This window comes from Parahoeflea olei (genome assembly GCF_001703635.1).
Taxonomy (GTDB): Bacteria; Pseudomonadota; Alphaproteobacteria; order Rhizobiales; family Rhizobiaceae; genus Hoeflea; species Hoeflea olei.
Window position 1 is genome coordinate 115,742 of record NZ_LQZT01000012.1, and the last position, 21,566, is coordinate 137,307.

Here is a 21,566-nt window from a genome sequence, read left to right on the forward strand (position 1 = left end):
GGCCTCGCTTGACCGCAAGTGCGCAAAACGCCATCATTTTGTGCGGGCAGCCTTGCGGAGGAGCTGGCGCGCCCTGTCGGATGAGGTTCGGGAGGACCGTCATGGAATGGGCGACAGCACAGATCGCGCCGGCCGACCGGTTCGAAGCCTGGCGCCAGGTGCTCAGCGCCACGCATCTGCCCTGGACGCTGGGGCGGCCGGCGTCGCTCGGGTTTTCGGCCTCGTTGCGGACGCTCGAAGCGGGCGGGCTCTCCATCGTCGACTGCATCTGCGATCCCTGTCACGGCTATCGCGACCGCCGCGACATCCGCAGCGGCGATGACGGCTGTTTCGGGGTGCTGATGCTGCGCAAGGGGCGCGAACGCGTCGAACAGGGTGGCACCACCGTGGAACTCGGCCCGGGATCGACGCTGATCTGGGACGCAAGCCGCCCGGCCAGGTTCGACGTGCTCGAACCGCTCGAAAAATGCACGCTGATGATCCCGCGCGAGGTGCTCCGGCGCGAGACGGGGCTCGCCGACCTGCCGGTCGGGCTCATCGACAGTTCTCGCGGCTTCGGCGCACTCCTGCACGCGCGCGCGGTGAGCCTTGGCGGCGTGTTCGCCGATTTCGACGCGGGCGAGAGCGCCCGGCTCGGCGCGGCGCTGCTCGGCGATCTGGTGCATGCGCTGCGAGTCGGGGTGGTCCCCGCTGCGGTGCCACCGCGCGCGCGGCTCGTCGATCGCGTCTACCGGATCATCGATGCCGGCTTCGCCGATCCCGATCTCGACCTGCCGTGGGTCGCCGCCTGCGCGGGCATATCGGTGAGATACCTGCACCAGATCCTGGAAGACGCCCCGGAGACGGCAGGCGCGCGCATCCTGCGCCGGCGGCTCGAGGCGCTTGCGGCAGGGCTCGCCGATCCGGAGCTTTCGGGGGCGAGCATCACCCAGATCGGCTTTGCCAGCGGCTTTTCCTCGGCCTCGCATATCAGCCGCGCCTTCCGCGCGCATTTCGGCCAGGCGCCGTCGGCGTTCCGCGCGGCGGCACTGGCGAAGGCCCGGCAGGGGGCGAAGCGCGGGTAAGGGATCTTGGGCGCGGGGCGGTTTGGCGCTATCGTGTCCGCGATCGGCAGATCAGGCTCAGGAGCGTTCGCAATGCAGCTCGGTGCATTCTCCATCAGTCTCGCGGTCAAGGATCTCGCGGTGTCGCGGGCGTTCTACGAGAAGCTCGGCTTCCGCGCGGTGGGCGGAGAGACCGGCGAGAAATGGCTGATGATGCAGAACGACGACTGCGTGATCGGGCTGTTCGAGGGCCTCATCGAGAAAAACATCCTGACCTTCAATCCCGGCTGGGTCACCCGGTCGGAACCTGTCGAGCGGTTCACCGATGTGCGCGAGCTGCAGCGGCAGCTCAAGGCTTTGCGCGTTCCGATCGAGACGGAGGCCGACGAGGCCGCGACAGGTCCCGCGAGCTTCGTCATCACCGACCCCGACGGCAATCCGATCCTGATCGACCAGCACCGCTGAGACGGCTGCCTGCCGTCCCCGGGTGCTGCGTCAGTCGAGGAAGCTCACCGTCACGCCGGGTTCGACCAGGCCTGCCAGTTCCTCCGCGTCCCAGTTGGTGAGCCGCACGCAGCCATGCGAGGCGGTCTTGCCGATCTTGGAGGGTTCGGGCGTGCCGTGGATGCCGTAGGTGGGTTTCGACAGCGCGATCCAGATCGAGCCCACCGGGCCGTTGGGTCCGGGCGGGACCTGCAGGATCTTGTCGTTGTCGCCCTGCTTGAAATTGACCTTGGGATTGTAGGTGTAGCCCGGATTGCGCGCCACGCGCTCGATGGTGACTTCGCCGCTCGGCGAGGGCGTGTCGGACGAGCCGATGGTGGCGGGATAGGCCACCAGCAGCTTGCCGCTCGAATCGTAGCCGCGGACCTGCTTGCGGGCCTTGTCGGCGACGATACGGGCCACCTTGCCGGTCTTCTTGACGCCGGTGTTGACGACCTTGATCTCGACGCCGGGGCGGGTGAAATCCACGCCCGGATTGAGCGCCTTGAGGTAATCCTCGTCCATGTGAAAGCGCTCGGCGAGCATTTCCAGCGTCGAGGTGTAGGACAGCCGCTCGAGCTTGGCCTTGTCGGCGTAATCGGTCGGGATCGAGGCCACGAAGGGGCCGGAGGCATCTTCCGAGGTGATGGTGTAGGTGGTGAAGGCGAGCCCGCCCTCGGCCGCCAGGCGCCGGACGATCAGGTCGGTGTCGGCGGGGTCGATGCGCTCGCCGGTTTCCTCGAACCAGGCGTCGAGCGCCTTGTTGACGTTGGAGCCCATGCGGCCGTCGATGACGCCGGGGGAGATGCCGTTGCGGTCGAGATAGACCTGCAAGGCGGCGACCTGCGCCTTGGAAAGCTGCGCGGTCTTGGGCTGCAGCGGCTCGGTCTTCATGGCGGGTTCGACAAAACGCGGCGCCTCGATCACCCGTGGCATGTCGGTATCGCCGGCCGAGCCGCTCTCGTCGCGCTCCGTCGGCACCGTGCCGGTCATCGGATTGAGGTCACGGCGTTCGATGCTTGCGGTGTCGGGCGCAGGGGGAAAGGCATCGCGCGACGACCGTTCGCGCGGCGGCAGCGGCCGTTCGGGGAAACCGTCGTCCTGGTCCCAGCTCCCGGGCTGGTCCCATGAATCGTTCCATTGGCCGCCCCACTGCTCGCGCGGGGCCCGGTTCCAGGCCCGGTCGCGCTCCCACTCCCGGGGCCGGGCGCGCTCTCCGCCCTGTTGCTGGCGGTATTGCCAGGCCGGGATCTCGAAGCCGATGACCTGGTCCCAGGCATCGATCAGCAGCCGGCGGCCCTGGGTGTCGACCACCACGCGCACCGCGCCTGCTTCGGGAATGTCGCGCATCAGCCGGCCATCGGTGTCGACGACCACCATGTCGCCATCCCGAGGGGCTGCGAGCGCCTGAGGTACGGACAGTGCGCTCAATGCCAGAAGGGCGGCGGCAAAACGGAGGCGGGCAATCTGTGTCATGCGGTCAACCTGGGGCTCCTGGGACAATGGGGTATAGCATTGCCCGAACATGCTGAACGGAGCCTGAACAAACGTCGCAAACCGGGCGTCAGTAAGGCAATCCCACATAGTTTTCCGCAAGCGCGGTCTTGGCGGCCTCGGAGCCGAGCGTGTAGGCGAGTTCGGTTTCGACGATCCGCGCCTCGAACGGCGCCTGGTCGGGAAACCGATGCAGCATGGTCGTCATCCACCAGGAAAACCGCACCGCCTTCCACACCCGCGCCAGCGCGCGTTCCGAATAGGCATCGAGCACGTGGTCGTCGCGTTCGAGGAAATGGCTGCGCAGCCCCTCGAACAGGTAATGCACGTCGGAGACCGCCAGATTGAGCCCCTTGGCGCCGGTGGGAGGCACGATATGGGCGGCGTCGCCGACCAGGAACAGCCGGCCGAAGCGCATCGGTTCGGCGACGAAGGAGCGGAGCGGCGCGATCGACTTCTCGAAGGACGGCCCGGTTGTGACGCGCTCGGCGATATCGGCCGGCAGCCGCCGGCGCAATTCGGTCCAGAAGCGGTCATCCGACCAGGCGTCGATGCTGTCGCCGGCATTGCACTGGATGTAATAGCGGCTGCGCGTTCGCGAGCGCATCGAGCAGAGCGCAAACCCGCGCGAATGGCTGGCATAGATCAGTTCGTGGCTGACCGGCGGCACATCGGCCAGAATGCCGAGCCAGCCGAAGGGATAGACCTTCTCGAAGGACCGGATCGCCTTTTCCGGCACCGAGCGACGGCTCGCGCCGTGAAAGCCGTCGCAGCCGGCGATGAACTGGCAGTCGAAGCGCGTCTCCTCACCGCCGATCCGGCAGGTCACGTAAGGATGGTCGCTGTCGAAATCATGCGGCTCGACCGCGTCGACCTCGTAATGGGTGAGGCCGCCGGTGTCCGCGCGGCGGTCGACCAGGTCGCGGGTGATCTCGGTCTGGCCATAGACGGTGACATATTTGCCGCCGGTCAGCCCGTTCAGGTCGATCCGGTGGTGTTCGCTCTCCCGGGTGATGGCGAAGCCGTCATGCACCAGGCCCTGGGCGTTCATCCGGGCCCCGGCGCCCGCGGCTTCGAGCATCCGCTTGGCGCCCTGCTCGATCACGCCGGCGCGGACGCGCGAGAGCACGTGATCGAGGCTCACCCGTTCGAGAATGACGGTTTCGATGCCGATATCGTGCAGCAACTGGCCGAGCAACAGGCCCGACGGGCCGGCGCCGATGATGCAGACCTGTGTCGATACTGTCCTCATGGTCAACCTCCTCCCGGTTCACCGATCCTTTCAATGGAGCGCAGCAGTGCCGCCGCTCCCCCGAGCGAAGCGCCGGCGGCCTCGCACATCTGCGGCAGGATCATCCATTCGAGCATCCAGGCAGCACCCGAGCGCTCCATTTCGTGCACGGCAGACTGATGCATGCCGGCCACCAGCGTGGCGTTGAAGCGGGCGAGCGTGACCAGCCGTTCGGCCGCCACCGGGTTCTGCTTGTGCGGCATCGCGGAGGAGCCGCCGCCGCCCGACAGCCGGATGTCCGGTTCGCCGCGCAGCGCCATCATCGCCACGTCCTGGCCGATCTTGCCGAGCGCGCCCGTGAGTTCCGACAGCCAGGTCGCATAGGCGATCATCGGCGCGCGCGCCGTGTGCCAGCTGTGCCCGGGCCAGCGCAGGTCGAGCGTGCGGGCCAGCGTTTCGGCGACCAGGGTCGCCGCCTCGCCGAGCGCCTTGAGGTCGCCCACGGCGCCGCCGAATTGCAGGATGCGGTTCTGCTCCCGGAGCCGGGTCTGGCGCGCGCGCAGGTCTTCGAGCGGGCGTTGCCAGGCGCCGATCCGGTCGCTGGCCGTGAAGGCGAGCGCGGGCTGCATGCGGGTGACGGCTTCGAGCGTGTGGGCGCCATCGCGGGCCGCGAGCGTATCAAGCGCGGCAATCACGCCATCGAGCCGGCGGCTCAGAATGGTTCCGGCCTTGCCGAGCGCCTCGATCATGGCCGTGTCGACCAGATCCTGGCTGGTGGCGCCGTGGTGCAGCAGGTCGCTGCCAGGGCCCGTCACGCGGGCGCGCAGCTGGCGCACATAGTCGGGCGCCGGCACCCCGTCGCGGAGCGTCGCCTCGGCGATCGAGGCCGGATCCGGCTCGAAAGCCGCGATCTGCTCGATCAGGGCGGCGGCGTCATCGGGTTGGATCAGGTGCGCCTGCGCCAGGCCCTTGAGCAGCGCCTGCTCAAAGCGGGCGAAGCTGGCGAACAGGGCGGCATGCGAGAACAGCCCGGCGATCTCGCGGTCGCCGGACAGGTCGCTCATCCATCCCTGTCCGCCGGTCTCCATCTCAGACCCGTTCCAGCGCGATGGCGATGCCCTGGCCGACGCCGATGCACATGGTGGCGAGCGCCAGCTTCTCGTTGCGGATGCCGAGTTCGAGCGCCGCGGTTCCGGTGATGCGCGCGCCGGACATGCCGAGCGGATGGCCGAGCGCGATGGCGCCGCCATTGGGGTTGATGTGGTCGGCGTCTTCGGGGAGGCCGAGCTCGCGCAGGACGGCGATGCCCTGGCTGGCAAAGGCTTCGTTGAGTTCGATCACGCCGAAATCGGCGGGCTTCAATCCGAGCCGGGCGCAGAGCTTCCGCGTGGCGGGCGCCGGGCCGATGCCCATGATCCGCGGCTCGACGCCGGCGGTGGCGCCGCCGAGGATGCGGGCGATCGGGGTGAGCCCGTGCTTTTTCGCGGCCGCTTCGCTGGCGATGATCAGGGCCGCCGCGCCGTCATTGACGCCCGAGGCATTGCCGGCCGTCACGCTGCCGCCGGCGCGGAACGGCGTGGGCAGCTTGGCGAGCTGCTCGGCCGTGGTCGAGGGGCGGGGATGCTCGTCGGCATCGACCACCACCGGAGCGCCCTTGCGGCTCGGGATCTCGACCGCGACGATTTCTTGCGCGAGCCGGCCCGAGGCCTGGGCGGCGCCGGCGCGGGCCTGGCTGCGCAGCGCGAAGGCGTCCTGGTCGGCGCGGGAGATGCCGAACTGCTCGGCCACGTTCTCGCCGGTTTCGGGCATGGAATCGATGCCGTACTGAGCCTTCATCACCGGATTGACGAAGCGCCAGCCGATGGTGGTGTCGTAGATTTCGGCGTTGCGCGAATAGGCGCTGTCGGCCTTGGGCATGACGAAGGGCGCGCGCGACATGCTTTCGACGCCGCCGGCAATCACGATGCCGGCTTCACCGGAGCGGATCATGCGGGCGGCGGCGAGGATCGCGTCCATGCCCGAGCCGCACAGCCGGTTGATGGTGGTGCCGGGCACCGAGACCGGAAGGCCGGCGAGCAGGGTCGCCATGCGCGCGACATTGCGGTTGTCCTCGCCCGCCTGGTTGGCGCATCCGTAATAGACGTCGTCGATCTCGCCCCAGTCGACATTGGGGTTGCGCCGGGTCAGTTCCCGGATCGGGGCGGCGCCGAGATCGTCGGCGCGGGCGCTTGCCAGCGCGCCGCCGAAACGGCCGATCGGGGTGCGGATGTAATCACAGATATAGGCTTCGGCCATCAGGCGGCTTCTCCGGTTTTTCCGCCGGAATGGGCGGCTTTGGTGCGGGCGTTGAGATCGCGCAGGGTCTTGAGCTCGACCTCGGTCGGGCGAGGGGTTTCGTCGAGCGCATCGGCGAACCGGACGGTCCAGCCGCATTCGGCCTGGACCATCTCGCGGGTGACGCCGGGGTGCAGCGACACCACGGTGAATTCCCGTGTTACAGGATCGCTGCGCCAGACGGCAAGGTCGGTGACCATCAGCGTCGGGCCTTTGGTGGTGATCCCGAGCCGCGCGCGGTGATCGCCGCCCTCGCCATGGCCGAAGCTCGTGAAGAAGTCGATCTTGTCGACCATGGCGCGCTTGGACTGCTTGAGCGTGATGAAGATCTCGCCGCAGGAGGACGCGATCTCCGGCGCGCCGCCGCCGCCGGGAAGCCGGGTCTTGGGCTGGTCGTAGTCGCCGATCACGGTGGTGTTGATGTTGCCGAAGCGATCGATCTGGGCCGCGCCGAGAAAGCCGACGGTGACGCGTCCGCCCTGCAGCCAGTAGCGGAACATCTCGGGCACCGAGACGGTGGTCACGGCCGTGTCGCAGAGTTCGCCGTCGCCGATCGACAGCGGCAGCACAGTGGGGGCGGTACCGATGGTGCCGCTTTCATAGATCAGGGTGATGTCGGGTGCGTGGGTCAGGCGGGCGATGTTGCAGGCGGCCGAGGGCGCGCCGATGCCCACGAAGCAGACATCGGTGTTCCTGAGCGCGCGCGCAGCCGCGATCGTCATCATTTCGGTGGGGGTGAAATCCGTCTCGCTCATGCGGCGCTCCGGAGATGGCTGACGCGGCCTGCGAAATCCTGCGGCGCCGCTTCGAGCACGTTCGCCTTCATCCAGGCGAGGAAACTGTCGCGGTCGCTGGCGATCCTGTCCCAGGCGATGTAGCTCGCATTGTCGCGTGGATAATAGCCGTGGGCATAGGAGGGATGGGCGCCGCCCGGCACCACCGAAATCGCGCTCACGGTCCAGCCGGGCAGAACGCAGGCATTGGGGTGTGCGTGAAGCTCGTCGACCACTTCCTCGACGGTGACGACCGCGCGTTTGGCGGCAAGCACCGCCTCCTTCTGCACGCCGACAATGCCTTCGATCAGCACATTTCCCTTCCGGTCGGCCTTCTGGGCGTGGATGAAGCTCACATCCGGGCGGATCGCCGGGACGGCTGCCAGTTCCTCGCCGGTGAAGGGGCAGGTGATGTGCTTGATGTTGGGATTGACCCTGGCCAAGTCCGCGCCCTTGTAGCCGCGCAGCACGGCAAAGGGCAGGCCGGCAGCCCCGGCCTCGTAGGCATTGGCCATGGCCGCGTGGGAATGCTCCTCGATCTCGATCCGGTGCGGCCAGCCGTTCTCGACGGAATCGCGCAGCCGCCTGAGCAGTCCGACGCCGGGATTGCCGGCATAGGAGAAGATCAGCTTGCGCACCGCGCCCATGCCGATCATCTGGTCATAGACGAGATCCGGCGTCATCCGCACCAGCGTCAAGTCCTTCACCCCCTGTCTGAGCGCCTCGTGGGCGGCGGCATGCGGGATCAGATGGGTGAAGCCCTCGAAGGCGGCGGTGTCGCCGGATTTGAGATTCTGCGCCACCGCGTCCGAGAGCGGCATGAAGTGAGCCATGTCGTGTCTGTCCCTAGATGTCGAAGAAGACGGTTTCCTGCGGGCCCTGCAGGTGGATGTCGTGGCAATAGGTCTGGCCGTCGCCGCTCGCAATCAGGGTTGCGACCCGGTCGCGGTGTTCGATGCGGCCAAGGACGGGGTCGGCCTCATTGGCCTCGGCCTCGTCGGCGAAATAGATCCGGGTGTTAAGCCCCAGATTGATGCCGCGGGCGACGATCCAGACATTGATGTGCGGCGCCTGCAGACGGCCGTCGGGGAAGGGGACCCGGCCGGGCTTGACGGTTTCGAAACGGAACACGCCGGTGTCGGGATCGGCGGCCGAGCGGGCCCAGCCGCAAAACGCCTCGGTGGCGCGGGCATGGTAGACGCCGTCGGCGTCGGCCTGCCAGATCTCCACCAGCGCGTCCTTGAGCGGCGCGCCGCTGCCGTCGATGATCCGGCCTTCGAGCGTGATGCGCTGGCCCTTTGTGGTGGCGCTGACCATGGTGGCGCCGAGATCGGCGGCGTAAACGCCTGTGATGCCGCAGACATTGGGGGTGAGCCCGATATGGACATAAGGTCCGGCGGTCTGGGAGGGGGATTCCCGGAACGGATAGAGCGGCGGAAGCGTGGAGCCGGTCATGTCAGTTGCCCTCCATCCGGTTATCGAACAGCGTCGAGCGGCTGCCGCGCAGGACGATGTCGAAGCGGTAGGCGAGTGCATCCATCGGCACGCTCGCATTCATGTCGAGCCGGGCGGTCAATTGTGCGATCGCCTTCGGATCGTTGATGGTGCGCACGATCGGGCAGCGCGCGATCAGCGGATCGCCCTCGAAATACATTTGCGTGATCAGCCGCTGGGCGAAGCCGTGGCCGAAGACGGAGAAGTGGATATGCGCCGGGCGCCAGTCGTTCGGCCCGTTCGGCCAGGGGTAAGGGCCGGGGCGGACGGTGCGGAAGTGATAGCCGCCCTTGTCGTCGGAGATCGTGCGGCCGCAGCCGCCGAAATCCGGATCGAGCGGGGCGAGGTAACCGTCCTTCTTGTGGCGGTAGCGGCCGCCGGCATTGGCCTGCCAGAATTCGATCAGCACATTGGGCACGGGCCGCCCGGCCTCGTCGAGCACGCGGCCGCCGACGATGATGCGTTCGCCGATGGCGCTCATGCCGGGGCGGGCGAAATTGAGCGTGAGATCGTTGTCGAGTGGCCCGAGCATATCGTGGCCGAACGCCGGTCCGGTGGTTTCCGAAAGGGTGTTGCCGAAAGCGACCAGCGGGCGGGCGGGCGAGCGCAGCACCGAGGTCTTGTAGTCGGGGGTGAGCGCCTTGGGATGCCAGGTCCTGTCGCGCGGGAAGAAGCCTGCAATCGGCGGCGGGTTCGCGCTCATGAGCGGTCTCCTTCGCGCGGACTGCGCATCTCGGACAGCGTGCGTTTGGCGATGCGGAAGGCGGTGTTGGCGGCGGGCACGCCGGCGTAGATCGCCACATGCATCAGCGCCTCGCGAATGTCGCTTTCGCTGGCGCCGGTATTGGCGGTGGCGCGGATATGCATGGCGAGTTCCTCCTCGTGCCCCAAAGCCGCGAGCAGCGCGATGGTGACCATCGAGCGCTCGCGATGGCTCCAGTCTCGGCGCGACCAGACCCGTTCCCAGGCGCCGGCGGTGATCAGGTCCTGAAACGGTGCGTCGAAATCCGTGCCTGCTGCGGCGGCCGCGTCGACATGCGCGTCGCCCAGGACGGCGCGGCGGGTGCGCTCGCCCCTGGATATGCTGTCGGTCATCCGATCCTCCCCGATCTTCTGCCTCCCTGTCTCTAGTTTACATAGTGGAATGGAAATGAATAATGATTTTTTGAGGCTTTAATCATACCTGTATCGATATGGATATTTCGCGACGCATCAAGATCCGCCATCTCGAAGCCTTTGTCGAAGTGGCGCGGCAGAAGAGCGTGGGCCGGGCGGCAATCACCCTGTCGCTGACACAGCCGGCAGTGACACGCACCATCCGCGAACTCGAGGAGATCGTCGGCGCGGCGCTGATCGAGCGCGAGGGCCGCGGAATCCGGCTGTCGCACCAGGGCGAGGTGTTCCTGTCGCATGCGGGATCGGGTCTTGCCGCCGTGCGCGGCGGGATCGCAGCCCTCGCCAATGTGGCGACCGTCGCCGGCCCGCCGGTGCGGGTCGGCGCGCTGCCGACGGTCTCTGCCACGATCATGCCCGGCGCGGTCGCCGAATTCCTCGATTCCGGCTTCAAGAGCCCGCTCAGGGTGATCACCGGTGAAAACCGGGTGCTGCTCGACCAGTTGCGCAAGGGCGATCTCGATCTCGTCATGGGGCGCATGCCTGCGCCCGAGAACATGGTGAGCCTACGGTTCGAGCCGCTCTATCGCGACCGGGTGATCTTCGTCGTCTCCAGGACCCATCCGCTCGCCGGGCAGCGGCAGGTGACCGCCGACATTCTCGCCCGCCATCCGGTGCTTGTGCCGCCCGAAGGTTCGATCATCCATCCCTTCGTGGAGCGGCTGATGCTGGAACAGGGCATGGCGCGACCTGGGCGGGCGATCGAGACCGTGTCCGACAGTTTCGGCCGGGCCTATCTGAGGGCGAGCGACGCGATCTGGATCATTTCGCGCGGTGTGGTCGCGGCCGAGATCGCCTCGGGCGAGTTCGTGGAACTGCCGATCGACACCGGTTCGACCATGGGCGCGGTCGGGCTGATCACGCGCGAGACCGAGACCCCGCACGATGCCGCGGTGTTCTTTGCCGATCTGTTGCGCCGGCGCACGGCGGGCAACTGACCTAACCGGGCCGCGCGCATTTTGACTTTCGTTTCTTTCGTTTTAATCTCTGGACGAACGCAACGCCTCCCGGATTCGCCGCCCCATGTTTCTCGCGCCGCGCCATGCCGAAATCATCGACCTTGCCCGCACCGAGGGCCGCGTGCTGGTCGAGGACCTGGCGGCGCGGTTCGAGGTCACGCCGCAGACCATCCGCAAGGACCTGAACGACCTGTGCGACCGGCAATTGCTGATGCGCATCCATGGCGGGGCGGTGCTGCCGTCGGGCACGCAGAATCTCGAATATGCCCAGCGCGGCAAGATCGCAGCGGCCGAGAAGGCTGCGATCGGCGAGGCGGCGGCGGCGCTCATTCCCGACAATGCGTCGCTGTTCATCAATATCGGCACCACCACCGAGGCGGTGAGCCAGGCGCTGCTGAGGCACGGGCGGCTGATGATCATCACCAACAACATCAATGTCGCCAACCGGATGCGGCCTTTCGCGCAGTTCGAGGTGGTGATCGCCGGCGGCGTGGTGCGCGCCTCCGACGGTGGCATCGTCGGCGAGGCGGCGGTCGATTTCATCCGCCAGTTCAAGGTCGACTATGCCGTGATCGGCGCCTCCGCGATCGACCGCGACGGGGCGCTGCTCGATTATGATTTCCGCGAGGTCAAGGTCGCGCAGGCGATCATCGCCAATGCGCGGCATGTGATCCTGGTGGCCGATTCCACCAAGTTCGAGCGCACCGCGCCCGTCCGGATCGGCCATCTCGAGCAGGTCGACACCTTCGTCACCGACCGCTGCCCCGACGAGGCAATCCGCCGGATCTGCCGCGACTGCGAGGTCGAGCTGGTCGAGACCATGCGCCGGCCCGAGCCAGGCTAAACCGGCTCGCGCGCCTGGCGCACCGCGGCGTCGAGACCCTTTGCGATCCGCTCGGGGATTTCCAGTCTGCGCATCTCCTCGAGCCCCGCGGCGGTGGTCCCGGCATAGGCGATCATCTGCTCGACATGATCGGCCGGCGTGTCGGCGCCGTGGGCGAGCATGGCGCCCGAGGCGAAAAACAGCTGCCGCACCGCCCGCTCGGCGATGGCCGGGGCGATGCCCGCGCCGGTGGCATAGTCGATCATCGCCTGGGCATAAAGCGCCACGAAGCCCGGCACCGGCCCGGTCAGCGCGGTGAAGGTGTCGATCTGGGCTTCCTCGCCGACCTCGTCGGTCTGTCCGCAGGCTTCGAACAGAGCGGTCACGCAGGCGCGGTCGTCCGCATTGACGGCACTGGTGGCGACCCAGGGACTGTAGGCGAGGCCGATGGCGGCGGCGGGGCTGGTCATGGCCCGGACGATGCGTCCCGAGCCGGTCGCTTCTTCCAGCCTGTCGGTCGTGACGCCCGCCATCACCGATATCACCAGGCGGTCGGGCATCGACAGCGACAGCCCGGGTAGCGCTGCGGGCGGGAGGCAGAGCACGACGATCTCGCAGGCTGCGGCAAGCTCTGCCACGTCGGTGGTGACTGTCACCTCTGTAAACTGCTCGAGGCCCGCGCGCGATCCGCTGCGGTTGCAGATCCAGAGGTCGGCGGCGCTGACCGCGCCCCTGTCGATCAGCGCCTGCGCGATGGCCCTGCCGAGCATGCCCGATCCGCCGATGATGCCTGTCGGTCGCGCGATCTGCGCCATGGCCCCGTCCTCCTTGCGTTTCAGGCCGCCCTCCCGGCACACCCCGGGGCAGATTATCCGGATTCGGCCGCTCCAACACCCGCTTGGGACGCTTTCGGGGGAATGTCGGCTAGGGGCGCCGCTCTCTCGCCTTTAAGGCGCTGAAAATGCGGAGCAAATCGTCCGGTCTCTCGCCTTTTAACGGTTTTGCCGATCCCGTATCAACACATCGCTGTCATGCTGAAGATGTTGCCGCGATGTCACCCGCCGGCGTTGCACTTGGATCGGCGCGGTGAAAATGCGAGAACAATCCTTTTTGTTGTCACGGTTGCCATTATATACCGGGGGTGATGGCGCCCGACCCTGAACCAAGGCCCGTTCCCGTTCGCCTTCCCCCCGCGTGACCTCCGGCCCGGGGCTTCGCGCGGATCCTATTTGAGAGCAGGTATTTTATGGCCAAGCCAAGGTTTCACACGGTCGCTGCCTTTGTCGTGTTCGCGGTCGCGGCGGCATGGGTGCTGACGGGCGATTTTTCCGCCATCGGCAGCGATGCGAAGACGCCCGATGGGGCGGAGGCCACGTCCGAAACAGCGACACCGGAGCCGGAGCAGCCAAAGCTGCTGCGCACCGTCGCCGTGGCCGAGCCGGAATTCATGGCGCACAACCGGATCATCAGGATTTCGGGCGTGACCGCGCCTGACAAGCGCACCACGCTTGCCACCCGCAGCGCCGGGATTCTGGGCGAACTCAAGGTCGAGAAGGGAGACCGGGTCAAGGCCGGCGATGTGGTGCTGGTGCTCGACGGAGCGGAAAAGGCCGCGATGGTGGAGACCGCCCGCGCGCTTCTCGACCAGCGTCTCAAGGAATCCGACAATATCGACCGCCTTGCCAAGGACGGCATTGCCCCGCAAACCCAGATCGATAGCGCCCGCTCGGCGCTGGCCTCGGCTCGGTCGCAACTCGAGGCGGCGCAGGCCGATGTCGACCGGCTGACGGTGGTGGCGCCTTTCTCGGGCGTGATCGACCAGGTGATGGTGGAAGAGGGCAGCTGGCTGCCGTCGGGCGAGGCGGCCGCCGTGCTTTTGCAACTCGATCCGGTGCTGGCCAAGGGCGAAGTCAGCGAGCGCGAGATCGCCCATGTCGAGGTCGGCAGCGAAGCGGACGTGCGCCTGATTAGCGGCGAGGTGGTGTCGGGGCGGGTCCGGCATGTGAGCCTTGAGGCGACCACCGGCACCCGCACCTACCCGGTCGAGGTGGAGATTGCCAATCCCGACAATCTGGTTCCCGCCGGCATGACCGCAGAGATCATGATCAAGGCCGAAACCGTCACCGCGGTGCGGCTGCCGCGGTCGGTGGTCACGCTCGATGCGGACGGCAATCTCGGCCTGCGCATTCTCAAGCCCGATTCCACCGTCGGCTTCGTGCCGATCGACCTGATCGACGATTCCGCCGAAGGCCTCGTGCTCGGCGGCGTTCCCGAGGACGCGAAGATCATCGTCGCCGGCCAGGACCTGGTCAAGGAAGGCGACACCGTCAATGCCGTGCCCGCCGAAGGCCGCCTCTCCGAGGGCGCGACGGCACACCTGACGGGGACCTCCAAATGAATTTCGTCGATGTCGCCATTCGCAATGCGCGGCTGACGATCGCGGTTCTCTTGTTTCTCATCATTGCCGGGTCGATGGCCTATGTCTCGATCCCCAAGGAAGCGGAGCCGGACGTCAAGATCCCGATCATCTATGTGAGCCTGACCTATCAGGGGATCTCGCCCGAGGATTCGGAGCGGCTGCTGCTGCGCCCGGTCGAGACCAAGCTCAAGAACGTGACCGGCATCAAGGAGATGCGCTCGACCGCCTATCAGGGCGGCGGCAATGTGGTGATCGAGTTCATGGCCGGGGCCGACCTCGCCAAGGCGCTCGACGACGTGCGCAACAAGGTCTCAGACGCCAAGCCGGACCTGCCCACGGGCGCGGAGGAGCCGACGGTCAACGAGGTCAATATCTCGGAATTCCCGGTGCTGGTGGTGACGCTGTCGGGCGATGTGCCCGAGCGGGCGCTGACGCGCGCGGCGCGCGAGCTGCGCGACCGGATCGAGGAAGTCAACGGCGTTCTCGACGCGGCGCTGCAGGGCGCGCGCGACGATCTGGTCGAGGTGATCATCGATCCGGTGAAGCTGTCGTCCTACGGCATGCAGCTCGACCAGCTGATCGCCGGCGTCAACGCCTCGAATTCGGTCGTCGCCGCCGGCGCGCTCGAGGGCGAGGAGGGGCGCTACGCGGTCAAGGTGCCGCTTTTGATCGAAACCGTCGAGGATGTGGCCAACCTGCCGATCATCGCCGGCTCCAATGCCGTGGTGCGCGCCCGCGATCTCGCCACCATCCGCTCGACCTTCAAGGATGCCGAGACCGTCACCCGGCTCGACGGCCGCTCGGCAATCGCCATCGAAGTGTCCAAGCGCACCGGCGCGAACCTGATCGAGACCGTCGATGCGGTCAAGGCAGTCGCCGAAGACTTCAAGTCGTTGCTGCCGGAGGGCGCTTCGATCGGATTCAGCCAGGACAAGTCGACCTCGATCCGGCAGCTGCTCGGCGATTTGCAGAATTCGGTGCTGACGGCGGTGATCCTGGTCTTCATCGTCATTCTCTACTCGCTGTCGGGGCGCGCCTCGCTGCTGATCGGCTTTGCCATTCCCGCTTCGTTCCTGATGGGCATCCTGGCGCTGCAGCTCTCGGGCCTGACGGTCAATATCGTGGTCCTGTTCAGCCTGATCCTGGCGGTGGGCATGCTGGTCGATGACGCCATCATCGTCACCGAATTTGCCGAACGGCGCATGTCGGAGGGCATGGACCGGCGCGAGGCGTTTTCGCTCGCGGCCAAGCGCATGGCCGGGCCGGTGGTGGCCGCGACGCTGACCCGCGTGGCGGCATTCTCGCCGCTTCTGTTCTGGCCCGGCGTGGTCGGTGAATTCATGAAATACATGCCGATCACGCTGATTGCGACGCTGTCGGCCTCGCTGCTTTATGCGCTGGTGTTCACGCCCACGCTCGGTGCGATGTTCGCCAAGCCGACGATCGAGGCAGGCCAGAAGCGCGATGGGCTCTACATGAAGTTCGTGAGCCGCGCCGTGCGCCATCCCTTCATCGTCGTGGCCTTCACGATCGTGGCGCTGGTCGTGGTGCCGCTGGCCTATGGCAAATTCGGCAAGGGCGTCGAGTTCTTCCCCAGCGTCGAACCCGACTACGGGCTTCTCTATGTCCACGCCCGCGGCAATCTCTCGCTCGAGGAAAAGGACGCAGCCGTGCGCGCGGTCGAAAAGCGGCTCCTGGGCTGGCCGGGCCTGACCAGCGTCTACACCCGCGTGGGCAAGGTCGGCGGCGGCGGCAGCGATGTCGCCGAGGACGTGGTCGGTGTCATCCAGTACGAGTTCGTCGACTGGCGCGAGCGCAAGCCGGCCGGCGAGATCCTCGACGACTTCCGCCGCGAACTGGTGGGCTTCCCCGGCGTGGATATCGAAGTGCTGGTGCCCGAAGGCGGGCCGCCGACCGGCAAGGCGATCCAGATCCGGCTCTCCGCGGCCAATCCGGAAGGACTTCCGGATGTGGCGCGCAAGGTGGCGGCACAGCTCGAGGCCACGCCCGGCGTGATCGACGTCTCCGACGGCTTGCCGCCGCCCGGGATCGACTGGGAGATCAAGGTCGACCGTTCGGTCGCGGCACGTTACGGCATCGGCCCCTCGGCGGTCGGCACCGTGGTCCAACTGGTCACCACCGGCCTCAAGCTCACCGATTACCGGCCTGCCGGCGCCGACGATGCCGTCGACATCCGGCTCAGGCTGCCCGAGGACCGGCGGACGCTCTCGACGCTGGACGATCTGAGGATCGAGACCAGCCACGGGTCCGTGCCGATCTCCAATTTCGTGACCCGCGAACCGGCGGTCAGCACCGGTACGCTCACCCGCATCGACGGGGTGCGCACCATCACCGTGCAGGCGGGCATCGCCGAAGGGCTTCAGGCCGACGCGGTGCGGCGCGGCATCGTCCAGGAGCTGGAAAAGGCCAATCTCAACGAGCTCGGCATCCGCTGGAAGCTCGCGGGCGAGGACGAGGAGCAGAAGGCTGCCGGCGCCTTCCTGAGCAAGGCCTTCGGGGCGGCGATCTTCCTGATCTTCATCGTGCTGCTGGCCCATTTCAACAGGTTCCTGTCGGTGGCGCTGGTGCTGTCGGCGGTGGTGATGTCCACCATCGGCGTGCTGCTGGGTCTCATCATCATGGGCCAGCCCTTCGTCGTCGTCATGACCGGCATCGGCATCATCGCGCTGGCGGGCGTGGTGGTGAACAACAACATCGTGCTGATCGACACCTACGACCACCTGCGCCGGGAGGGCAGCGACAAGCTCGACGCCATTCTGGAGACCTGCCGCGAGCGTGCGCGTCCCGTGCTGCTGACGGCGATCACCGCCATTCTCGGCGTGCTGCCGATCGCCTTCGGGCTGAACCTCGAACTGCTTTCGCACGAGACCACCTATGGGGCGCCTTCGACCCAGTGGTGGGTGTCGCTGTCGAGCGCGATCGTGTTCGGCCTCGCCTTCTCGACCATCCTCACGCTGGTGGTGACACCGTCGCTGCTGATGATCGTCACGCGCTCGAAGAACTCGAAGGTGACGGCCTGGTGGCAGCGGATGAAGGCGCGCGTCGGGCTTGGCGGCAAGGCGAAAGCCGCGGGAACGCCCGAAGCGGCGGAATAGCGCTCCGCTATTCCGGGCGGCAGATCTCGCGGGCGCGGATGGCCCGCGCGGTGCGCCAGACCAGCGTCGCTACCGCGATCACCAGCGCCCCCGTCAGGCCGAAGCCCACGACCTTGTGGGCGTCCGATCCTGTTTCGGAGGCGAACAGGTAGGAGGCGACCGAAAGTGCCGCGAGCGGAAAGGTGAGCGCCCACCAGGACAGGGCGAAAGGCAGCCTGAAGAAGCGCGGTGCCTGGGTCAGCACGATCAGCGCAAAGACATAGCCGGAATTGAGCAGGATCCGCGCAAACGCATCGACCTCGCCGGTGAGCCGCACCCAGGCGATGAAGGCCACCGCCGGCGGGGCGATCAGGATCACCAGAGTGGGCATCAGCCGCGACGGCAGCGGCTCGTGGAAGATCAGCCGGTTCATCACCAGCGTCAGAAGCACGATCCAGAACAGCAGCCCTGCCGAGAAGAACAGCCAGGACAGTTCCACCGCGCCGAACTGGACACCGGCGAGCGGCACCACGACATTGCCGACCGCCGGAATGAACCAGGCCGGGGAGAGGTGCAGCGGCTGGAACGGGCGATGGCCGATCCAGTTGCCGACGACGCTGAGCGCGAGGATGGCTTGCGCCGTCACGCCGAGGCTCCAGACGGCGAAGGCAGCGCCGGGGACAACCGGGGCGAGGGCGGTACCGAGCAGCAGAAGCGAGATCGACACCGTGGGAAAGAAGGCGATGCGGACCGGATGGTTCCACTCGGCCAGCACCGCACGCGGGTGACGCGCGAGCTTGAGGCCATAGAAGAAGATCAGCACCGCGAAGACCGCGATCGCCGCGCCCAGAACGAACTGCGAGGCGCTGTGCGCGAGCCCCGCCGCCCGCTCGGCCGCCGTGAGCGACAGCACAAGGCCCAGGAGGCCCATCATCACGGCGAAAAAGGTGACCGGGAAATTCTCAAGCCGGTCGTGCTTGGCGGCGGACATGTCGACCATGGGTGTGAAGGGTCCTGTGTTTTTGTGATGCGTGTGGCTGTGCCAAATTCAATATAAAAGATCATTGATATAAATCAATGTCCGATGATGTCCGGGTAAACTCTTGATCCGGCGCGGCAAATTCCACCCCTAAAATTGAAGGGGTGTTCCATGGGAGCCGGTCGGGCCGCGGATTTGCCGGCGGCTGTCCGTTCCGGAGCGGCGCGCGAGGGGTGGTCAACTTGACATCGCCGCCTATCTACTGAACGATCATTCAATTCGAGCAGCCTGAAAAATGGTGATAATCGAGTTTTATCATGACGCTGGTGCTGACGGCGCAGTAACGTCGCAGTAGGTCTTGAAAAACCAAGTGTCTTCAGGGAGCGCCTTTGAACACCTCGACATCATCCTCCGCCCCCCGTCCGGCCGCCTCATCCCAGGAGTGCGCGGTTTCGGTCCGTTCGCTCAGCAAGGAGTTCGGAACCGGCGCCAACGCCTTTCGGGCGCTGGACGACGTTTCGGTCGATATCCGCCAGAACGAGTTCTTTACGCTTCTCGGGCCGTCGGGCTGTGGCAAGACCACGCTGTTGCGGCTGATCGCCGGTTTCGAGGAACCCACTGCCGGCGAGATCCTGCTCGATGGCAGGGACCTGTCGCACATGCCGCCCTATCAGCGCCCGGTCAACACGGTGTTCCAGAGCTATGCGCTGTTTCCGCACATGACGATCCGGCAGAACATTTCCTTCGGCCTGGAAATGCTCGGCCGGCCCAAGGACGAGATCAAGCGCGTGACCGCGGAAATGCTCAGGCTGGTGCGGCTCGACTCCATGGCCGACCGGCGCATCAACCAGATTTCGGGCGGCCAGCAGCAGCGCGTGGCGCTCGCGCGGGCGCTGGCCCCGCATCCCAAGGTGCTGCTGCTCGACGAGCCGCTGTCGGCGCTCGACCTGCAACTGCGCAAGGAGATGCAGATCGAACTCAAGCGGCTGCAGCATGACACCGGCATCACCTTCGTGTTCGTGACCCACGACCAGGACGAGGCGCTGACCATGTCGGACCGGATCGCGGTGATGAGCGGCGGCAAGATCCTGCAGATCGGAACGCCGCGGGAGATCTATGACAAGCCCCAGCACCGCTTCGTCGCGGGCTTCATCGGCGAGATCAACCTCTTGCCGGCCGAGGCGCTCGGGGATCACGCCTATGCGGTGGCGGGCGTGGGCACGCTCAAGTCCGACGAGGCCTTCCCGACCGAAAAGGGCGGGAAGGTGATGCTGGCCGTCCGGCCGGAACGGATCACGCTGTCCGAACCATCGGACGGCACCCTGCCGGGCGTCGTGACCAACGTGGTCTATCACGGCACGGACACGATCTTCCACATCAGGCCTGCCGACGGCCTCGAGCTGCGCGCCCGCTCGCAGAACAATTCGGCCCGGCGCCAGTCCTTTGCCACCGGTGACCGGATTGGCTGGTCGGTGGACCCGTCGTCCGTCTCCGTTCTGGTCGACGAGGCACCATGACCCGGGCTGGCAAGACGACCCTGTTCCGGGTCCTGCTGATCGGGCCGGCGCTTCTGGCGATCACAGCCTTCATGATCGTGCCGCTCGGCCTGATGGCCTATATCTCGTTCCGCGGGCGGGACTATTCGGGCGGCGTCCTCTGGGACCAGTTCAGCGTCGAGGCCTATATCCGGCTGTTCTTCGAGCGCCAGCTCGACGACACGCTGGCGCTGAACTTCAATTACATGCTGATCATCCTGCGCTCGGTCTGGCTGTCATTCGTTACCATGGTGGTGTCGCTCCTGGTCGGGTTGCCGGTGGCCATGTTCATGGCGACCCGGGACCGGAAGTGGAAGGCGGTGCTGGTGTTCATGGTGACGCTGCCGTTCTGGACCAACCTCTTGGTGCGCAACTATGCCTGGATCCTGCTGCTGCGCGACCATGGCACCATCAACTCGCTGCTTCTGTGGCTCGGCGTCATTTCCGAACCCCTGCCGCTGCTGCACAACGAATTCGCGGTCGCCGTGGGGCTGACCTATTCGTTCCTGCCGTTCATGGTGCTGCCGATCTATTCCAGTCTTGAAAAGATCGACCTGCGGCTGGTCGAGGCCTCCTTCGACCTCTACGCCACGCGCTGGCAGACCATCCGCCGCGTGATCCTGCCGCTTGCTTTCCCGGGCATCGTCGCGGGCTGCGTGCTGGTGTTTGTGCCCGCACTCGGCGCCTATATCACGCCCGAGCTTCTGGGCGGCGGCAAGACGCTGATGATCGGCAACCTGATCGGCTTCCAGTTCGGCGGCGCCCGCAACTGGCCGTTCGGCGCGGCCCTCGGGCTGTTCCTGCTGGTGCTGGTGCTGGGGTCGCTGAGCCTCTACGCCCGGCGCTATCGTGGCGAACTGGAGGGATCGCGATGAGGCTCAACCCGTTCCGCCGGCGCCGCTTTCCCGGCGACGTCACGCATTGGCCCGGCCTGTTCACCGCAACGATCGCGTTCTTTGCCTTTGTCTATCTGCCGATCCTGATCCTGATCGCGTTGTCGTTCAACGAGAACCGCACGGTGACGGTGTGGACCGGCTTTTCGCTCGACTGGTACCGCGTGGCCTTTGCCAATCGCGATATCGTCGGGGCGGCGACCAATTCGCTGATCATCGCCTCGGTGGCCTCGGTGAGCGCGACCACGCTGGCGACGCTCGCGGCGCTGAGGATGGCGAGCAAGGACCGGTTCATGGGCAAGGGCGCGATCAATGCGGTCTTCGCGCTGCCGATCACGGTGCCCGAGATCGTGCCGGCGGTGGCGACGCTGATGTTCTTCGCAAGCCTCGGCTTCACGCTCGGGCTCGGCACGGTGATCATCGGCCACATCGTGTTCTGCATCCCCTTCGCCTATCTGCCGATCCGTGCGCGGCTCGAAGGCATGGACCCCAAGATCGGAGAGGCGGCGGCGGATCTTTATGCCAATCCGGTGCGCGCCTTCTGGCGGGTGACGCTGCCGCAGCTGATCCCCGGCATCCTGTCGGGGCTGGTGCTCGCCTTCATCATCTCGCTCGATGACTTCGTGACCACCTTCTTCCTGGGCGGGGCCGGTTCGACCACGCTGCCCATCTACATTTTCGGCTTGGTGAGAGTGGGCGTGACGCCGGAGGTCAATGCGATCTCCTCGCTGATGCTGCTCTTGTCGCTTTCGCTAGTCTCCCTGTCCCTGTTCCTGGGGCGGGACCAGAATCGGAACACCGGGCCCGGTTGAGACGACAATGCCCGCAATCAATTGGA

The 21,566-nt window shown here is 66.6% G+C and carries 20 protein-coding genes; 9 read left to right on the forward strand and 11 right to left on the reverse strand.

Going from position 1 to position 21,566, the window contains the following annotated elements:
• The first annotated feature begins 101 nt into the window (after nt 1-101).
• Complete coding sequence (locus AWJ14_RS09125) at nt 102-1,064, forward strand: AraC-like ligand-binding domain-containing protein (RefSeq protein WP_066177757.1); 963 nt, start codon at nt 102-104, stop codon at nt 1,062-1,064.
• A gap of 72 nt (nt 1,065-1,136) precedes the next feature.
• Nucleotides 1,137-1,508: a VOC family protein gene (locus AWJ14_RS09130; RefSeq protein WP_066177759.1), complete on the forward strand. Its 372-nt coding sequence runs from the start codon at nt 1,137-1,139 to the stop codon at nt 1,506-1,508.
• Between the two features lie 30 nt (nt 1,509-1,538).
• Here AWJ14_RS09130 and AWJ14_RS09135 read toward each other — a convergent pair whose 3' ends face one another.
• From AWJ14_RS09135 to pcaC, 9 genes are all read right to left on the reverse strand, one after another.
• Nucleotides 1,539-3,002, reverse strand: coding sequence for a L,D-transpeptidase (locus AWJ14_RS09135; RefSeq protein ID WP_066177761.1), 1,464 nt, complete (start codon nt 3,000-3,002; stop codon nt 1,539-1,541).
• An 88-nt stretch (nt 3,003-3,090) separates the two neighbouring features.
• Nucleotides 3,091-4,272, reverse strand: a complete 1,182-nt coding sequence (gene pobA, locus AWJ14_RS09140; protein WP_066177763.1) for a 4-hydroxybenzoate 3-monooxygenase — start codon at nt 4,270-4,272, stop codon at nt 3,091-3,093.
• A gap of 2 nt (nt 4,273-4,274) precedes the next feature.
• On the reverse strand, nt 4,275-5,315 hold the full coding sequence (locus tag AWJ14_RS09145) for a 3-carboxy-cis,cis-muconate cycloisomerase (RefSeq protein ID WP_245304180.1): 1,041 nt from the start codon (nt 5,313-5,315) through the stop codon (nt 4,275-4,277).
• 25 nt (nt 5,316-5,340) lie between these two features.
• A complete protein-coding gene (pcaF, locus tag AWJ14_RS09150) occupies nt 5,341-6,546 on the reverse strand; it encodes a 3-oxoadipyl-CoA thiolase (protein ID WP_066177767.1) in 1,206 nt (401 codons plus the stop codon).
• A complete protein-coding gene (locus AWJ14_RS09155; protein WP_066177769.1) occupies nt 6,546-7,340 on the reverse strand; it encodes a CoA-transferase subunit beta in 795 nt (264 codons plus the stop codon). Before AWJ14_RS09155 ends, pcaF begins: the two co-directional genes overlap by 1 nt.
• Entirely contained in the window at nt 7,337-8,191 is an 855-nt protein-coding gene (locus AWJ14_RS09160; protein WP_066177771.1) for a CoA transferase subunit A, read from the reverse strand. The genes AWJ14_RS09155 and AWJ14_RS09160 overlap by 4 nt, the downstream gene beginning before the upstream one ends.
• Nucleotides 8,192-8,204: 13 nt before the next feature.
• A complete protein-coding gene (gene pcaG / locus AWJ14_RS09165) occupies nt 8,205-8,813 on the reverse strand; it encodes a protocatechuate 3,4-dioxygenase subunit alpha (RefSeq protein ID WP_066177773.1) in 609 nt (202 codons plus the stop codon).
• A gap of 1 nt (nt 8,814) precedes the next feature.
• The gene (pcaH, locus tag AWJ14_RS09170; protein ID WP_066177774.1) at nt 8,815-9,555 is read right to left on the reverse strand and encodes a protocatechuate 3,4-dioxygenase subunit beta; all 741 of its coding nucleotides are present in this window, start codon (nt 9,553-9,555) and stop codon (nt 8,815-8,817) included.
• Nucleotides 9,552-9,947 (reverse strand): 4-carboxymuconolactone decarboxylase, encoded by a 396-nt coding sequence (pcaC, locus tag AWJ14_RS09175; RefSeq protein ID WP_066177776.1) that lies wholly within the window; start codon nt 9,945-9,947, stop codon nt 9,552-9,554. Before pcaC ends, pcaH begins: the two co-directional genes overlap by 4 nt.
• 98 nt (nt 9,948-10,045) lie before the next feature.
• Between pcaC and pcaQ the strand changes: the two genes are divergently transcribed.
• Together pcaQ and AWJ14_RS09185 are read left to right on the forward strand one after the other, a co-directional pair.
• On the forward strand, nt 10,046-10,963 hold the full coding sequence (gene pcaQ, locus AWJ14_RS09180) for a pca operon transcription factor PcaQ (RefSeq protein ID WP_066177778.1): 918 nt from the start codon (nt 10,046-10,048) through the stop codon (nt 10,961-10,963).
• 85 nt (nt 10,964-11,048) lie between these two features.
• Complete coding sequence (locus AWJ14_RS09185; RefSeq protein WP_066177780.1) at nt 11,049-11,828, forward strand: DeoR/GlpR family DNA-binding transcription regulator; 780 nt, start codon at nt 11,049-11,051, stop codon at nt 11,826-11,828.
• Here AWJ14_RS09185 and AWJ14_RS09190 read toward each other — a convergent pair.
• Nucleotides 11,825-12,622 (reverse strand): pyrroline-5-carboxylate reductase family protein, encoded by a 798-nt coding sequence (locus AWJ14_RS09190; protein ID WP_066177782.1) that lies wholly within the window; start codon nt 12,620-12,622, stop codon nt 11,825-11,827. The two genes, AWJ14_RS09185 and AWJ14_RS09190, sit on opposite strands and share 4 nt — an antisense overlap.
• A gap of 431 nt (nt 12,623-13,053) precedes the next feature.
• Between AWJ14_RS09190 and AWJ14_RS09195 the strand changes: the two genes are divergently transcribed.
• Together AWJ14_RS09195 and AWJ14_RS09200 are read left to right on the forward strand one after the other, a co-directional pair.
• Complete coding sequence (locus AWJ14_RS09195; RefSeq protein WP_066177784.1) at nt 13,054-14,205, forward strand: efflux RND transporter periplasmic adaptor subunit; 1,152 nt, start codon at nt 13,054-13,056, stop codon at nt 14,203-14,205.
• Complete coding sequence (locus AWJ14_RS09200) at nt 14,202-17,342, forward strand: efflux RND transporter permease subunit (RefSeq protein ID WP_066177786.1); 3,141 nt, start codon at nt 14,202-14,204, stop codon at nt 17,340-17,342. The genes AWJ14_RS09195 and AWJ14_RS09200 overlap by 4 nt, the downstream gene beginning before the upstream one ends.
• A gap of 7 nt (nt 17,343-17,349) precedes the next feature.
• On the opposite strand, the gene AWJ14_RS09205 is transcribed toward AWJ14_RS09200, so the two are convergent.
• Entirely contained in the window at nt 17,350-18,321 is a 972-nt protein-coding gene (locus AWJ14_RS09205) for an SLAC1 anion channel family protein (RefSeq protein WP_210183517.1), read from the reverse strand.
• A gap of 368 nt (nt 18,322-18,689) precedes the next feature.
• Here AWJ14_RS09205 and AWJ14_RS09210 point away from each other — a divergent pair, with 368 nt between their 5' ends.
• Genes AWJ14_RS09210 through AWJ14_RS09220 form a run of 3 tightly spaced genes read left to right on the forward strand, consistent with a single transcriptional unit; the run spans nt 18,690 to nt 21,540 of the window.
• Complete coding sequence (locus tag AWJ14_RS09210) at nt 18,690-19,817, forward strand: ABC transporter ATP-binding protein (protein WP_066177788.1); 1,128 nt, start codon at nt 18,690-18,692, stop codon at nt 19,815-19,817.
• A complete protein-coding gene (locus AWJ14_RS09215) occupies nt 19,814-20,710 on the forward strand; it encodes an ABC transporter permease (protein WP_066177790.1) in 897 nt (298 codons plus the stop codon). Before AWJ14_RS09210 ends, AWJ14_RS09215 begins: the two co-directional genes overlap by 4 nt.
• Nucleotides 20,707-21,540 (forward strand): ABC transporter permease, encoded by an 834-nt coding sequence (locus AWJ14_RS09220; RefSeq protein WP_066177791.1) that lies wholly within the window; start codon nt 20,707-20,709, stop codon nt 21,538-21,540. Before AWJ14_RS09215 ends, AWJ14_RS09220 begins: the two co-directional genes overlap by 4 nt.
• Nucleotides 21,541-21,566 lie beyond the last annotated feature (26 nt).

Coding starts and splice junctions, on each gene's coding strand:
- AWJ14_RS09125 (WP_066177757.1), top strand. CDS start 102: ATGGAATGGGCGACAGCACAGATCGCGCCGGCCGACCGGTTCGAAGCC.
- AWJ14_RS09130 (WP_066177759.1), top strand. CDS start 1,137: ATGCAGCTCGGTGCATTCTCCATCAGTCTCGCGGTCAAGGATCTCGCG.
- AWJ14_RS09135 (WP_066177761.1), bottom strand. CDS start 3,002: ATGACACAGATTGCCCGCCTCCGTTTTGCCGCCGCCCTTCTGGCATTG.
- pobA (WP_066177763.1), bottom strand. CDS start 4,272: ATGAGGACAGTATCGACACAGGTCTGCATCATCGGCGCCGGCCCGTCG.
- AWJ14_RS09145 (WP_245304180.1), bottom strand. CDS start 5,315: ATGAGCGACCTGTCCGGCGACCGCGAGATCGCCGGGCTGTTCTCGCAT.
- pcaF (WP_066177767.1), bottom strand. CDS start 6,546: ATGGCCGAAGCCTATATCTGTGATTACATCCGCACCCCGATCGGCCGT.
- AWJ14_RS09155 (WP_066177769.1), bottom strand. CDS start 7,340: ATGAGCGAGACGGATTTCACCCCCACCGAAATGATGACGATCGCGGCT.
- AWJ14_RS09160 (WP_066177771.1), bottom strand. CDS start 8,191: ATGGCTCACTTCATGCCGCTCTCGGACGCGGTGGCGCAGAATCTCAAA.
- pcaG (WP_066177773.1), bottom strand. CDS start 8,813: ATGACCGGCTCCACGCTTCCGCCGCTCTATCCGTTCCGGGAATCCCCC.
- pcaH (WP_066177774.1), bottom strand. CDS start 9,555: ATGAGCGCGAACCCGCCGCCGATTGCAGGCTTCTTCCCGCGCGACAGG.
- pcaC (WP_066177776.1), bottom strand. CDS start 9,947: ATGACCGACAGCATATCCAGGGGCGAGCGCACCCGCCGCGCCGTCCTG.
- pcaQ (WP_066177778.1), top strand. CDS start 10,046: ATGGATATTTCGCGACGCATCAAGATCCGCCATCTCGAAGCCTTTGTC.
- AWJ14_RS09185 (WP_066177780.1), top strand. CDS start 11,049: ATGTTTCTCGCGCCGCGCCATGCCGAAATCATCGACCTTGCCCGCACC.
- AWJ14_RS09190 (WP_066177782.1), bottom strand. CDS start 12,622: ATGGCGCAGATCGCGCGACCGACAGGCATCATCGGCGGATCGGGCATG.
- AWJ14_RS09195 (WP_066177784.1), top strand. CDS start 13,054: ATGGCCAAGCCAAGGTTTCACACGGTCGCTGCCTTTGTCGTGTTCGCG.
- AWJ14_RS09200 (WP_066177786.1), top strand. CDS start 14,202: ATGAATTTCGTCGATGTCGCCATTCGCAATGCGCGGCTGACGATCGCG.
- AWJ14_RS09205 (WP_210183517.1), bottom strand. CDS start 18,321: ATGGTCGACATGTCCGCCGCCAAGCACGACCGGCTTGAGAATTTCCCG.
- AWJ14_RS09215 (WP_066177790.1), top strand. CDS start 19,814: ATGACCCGGGCTGGCAAGACGACCCTGTTCCGGGTCCTGCTGATCGGG.
- AWJ14_RS09220 (WP_066177791.1), top strand. CDS start 20,707: ATGAGGCTCAACCCGTTCCGCCGGCGCCGCTTTCCCGGCGACGTCACG.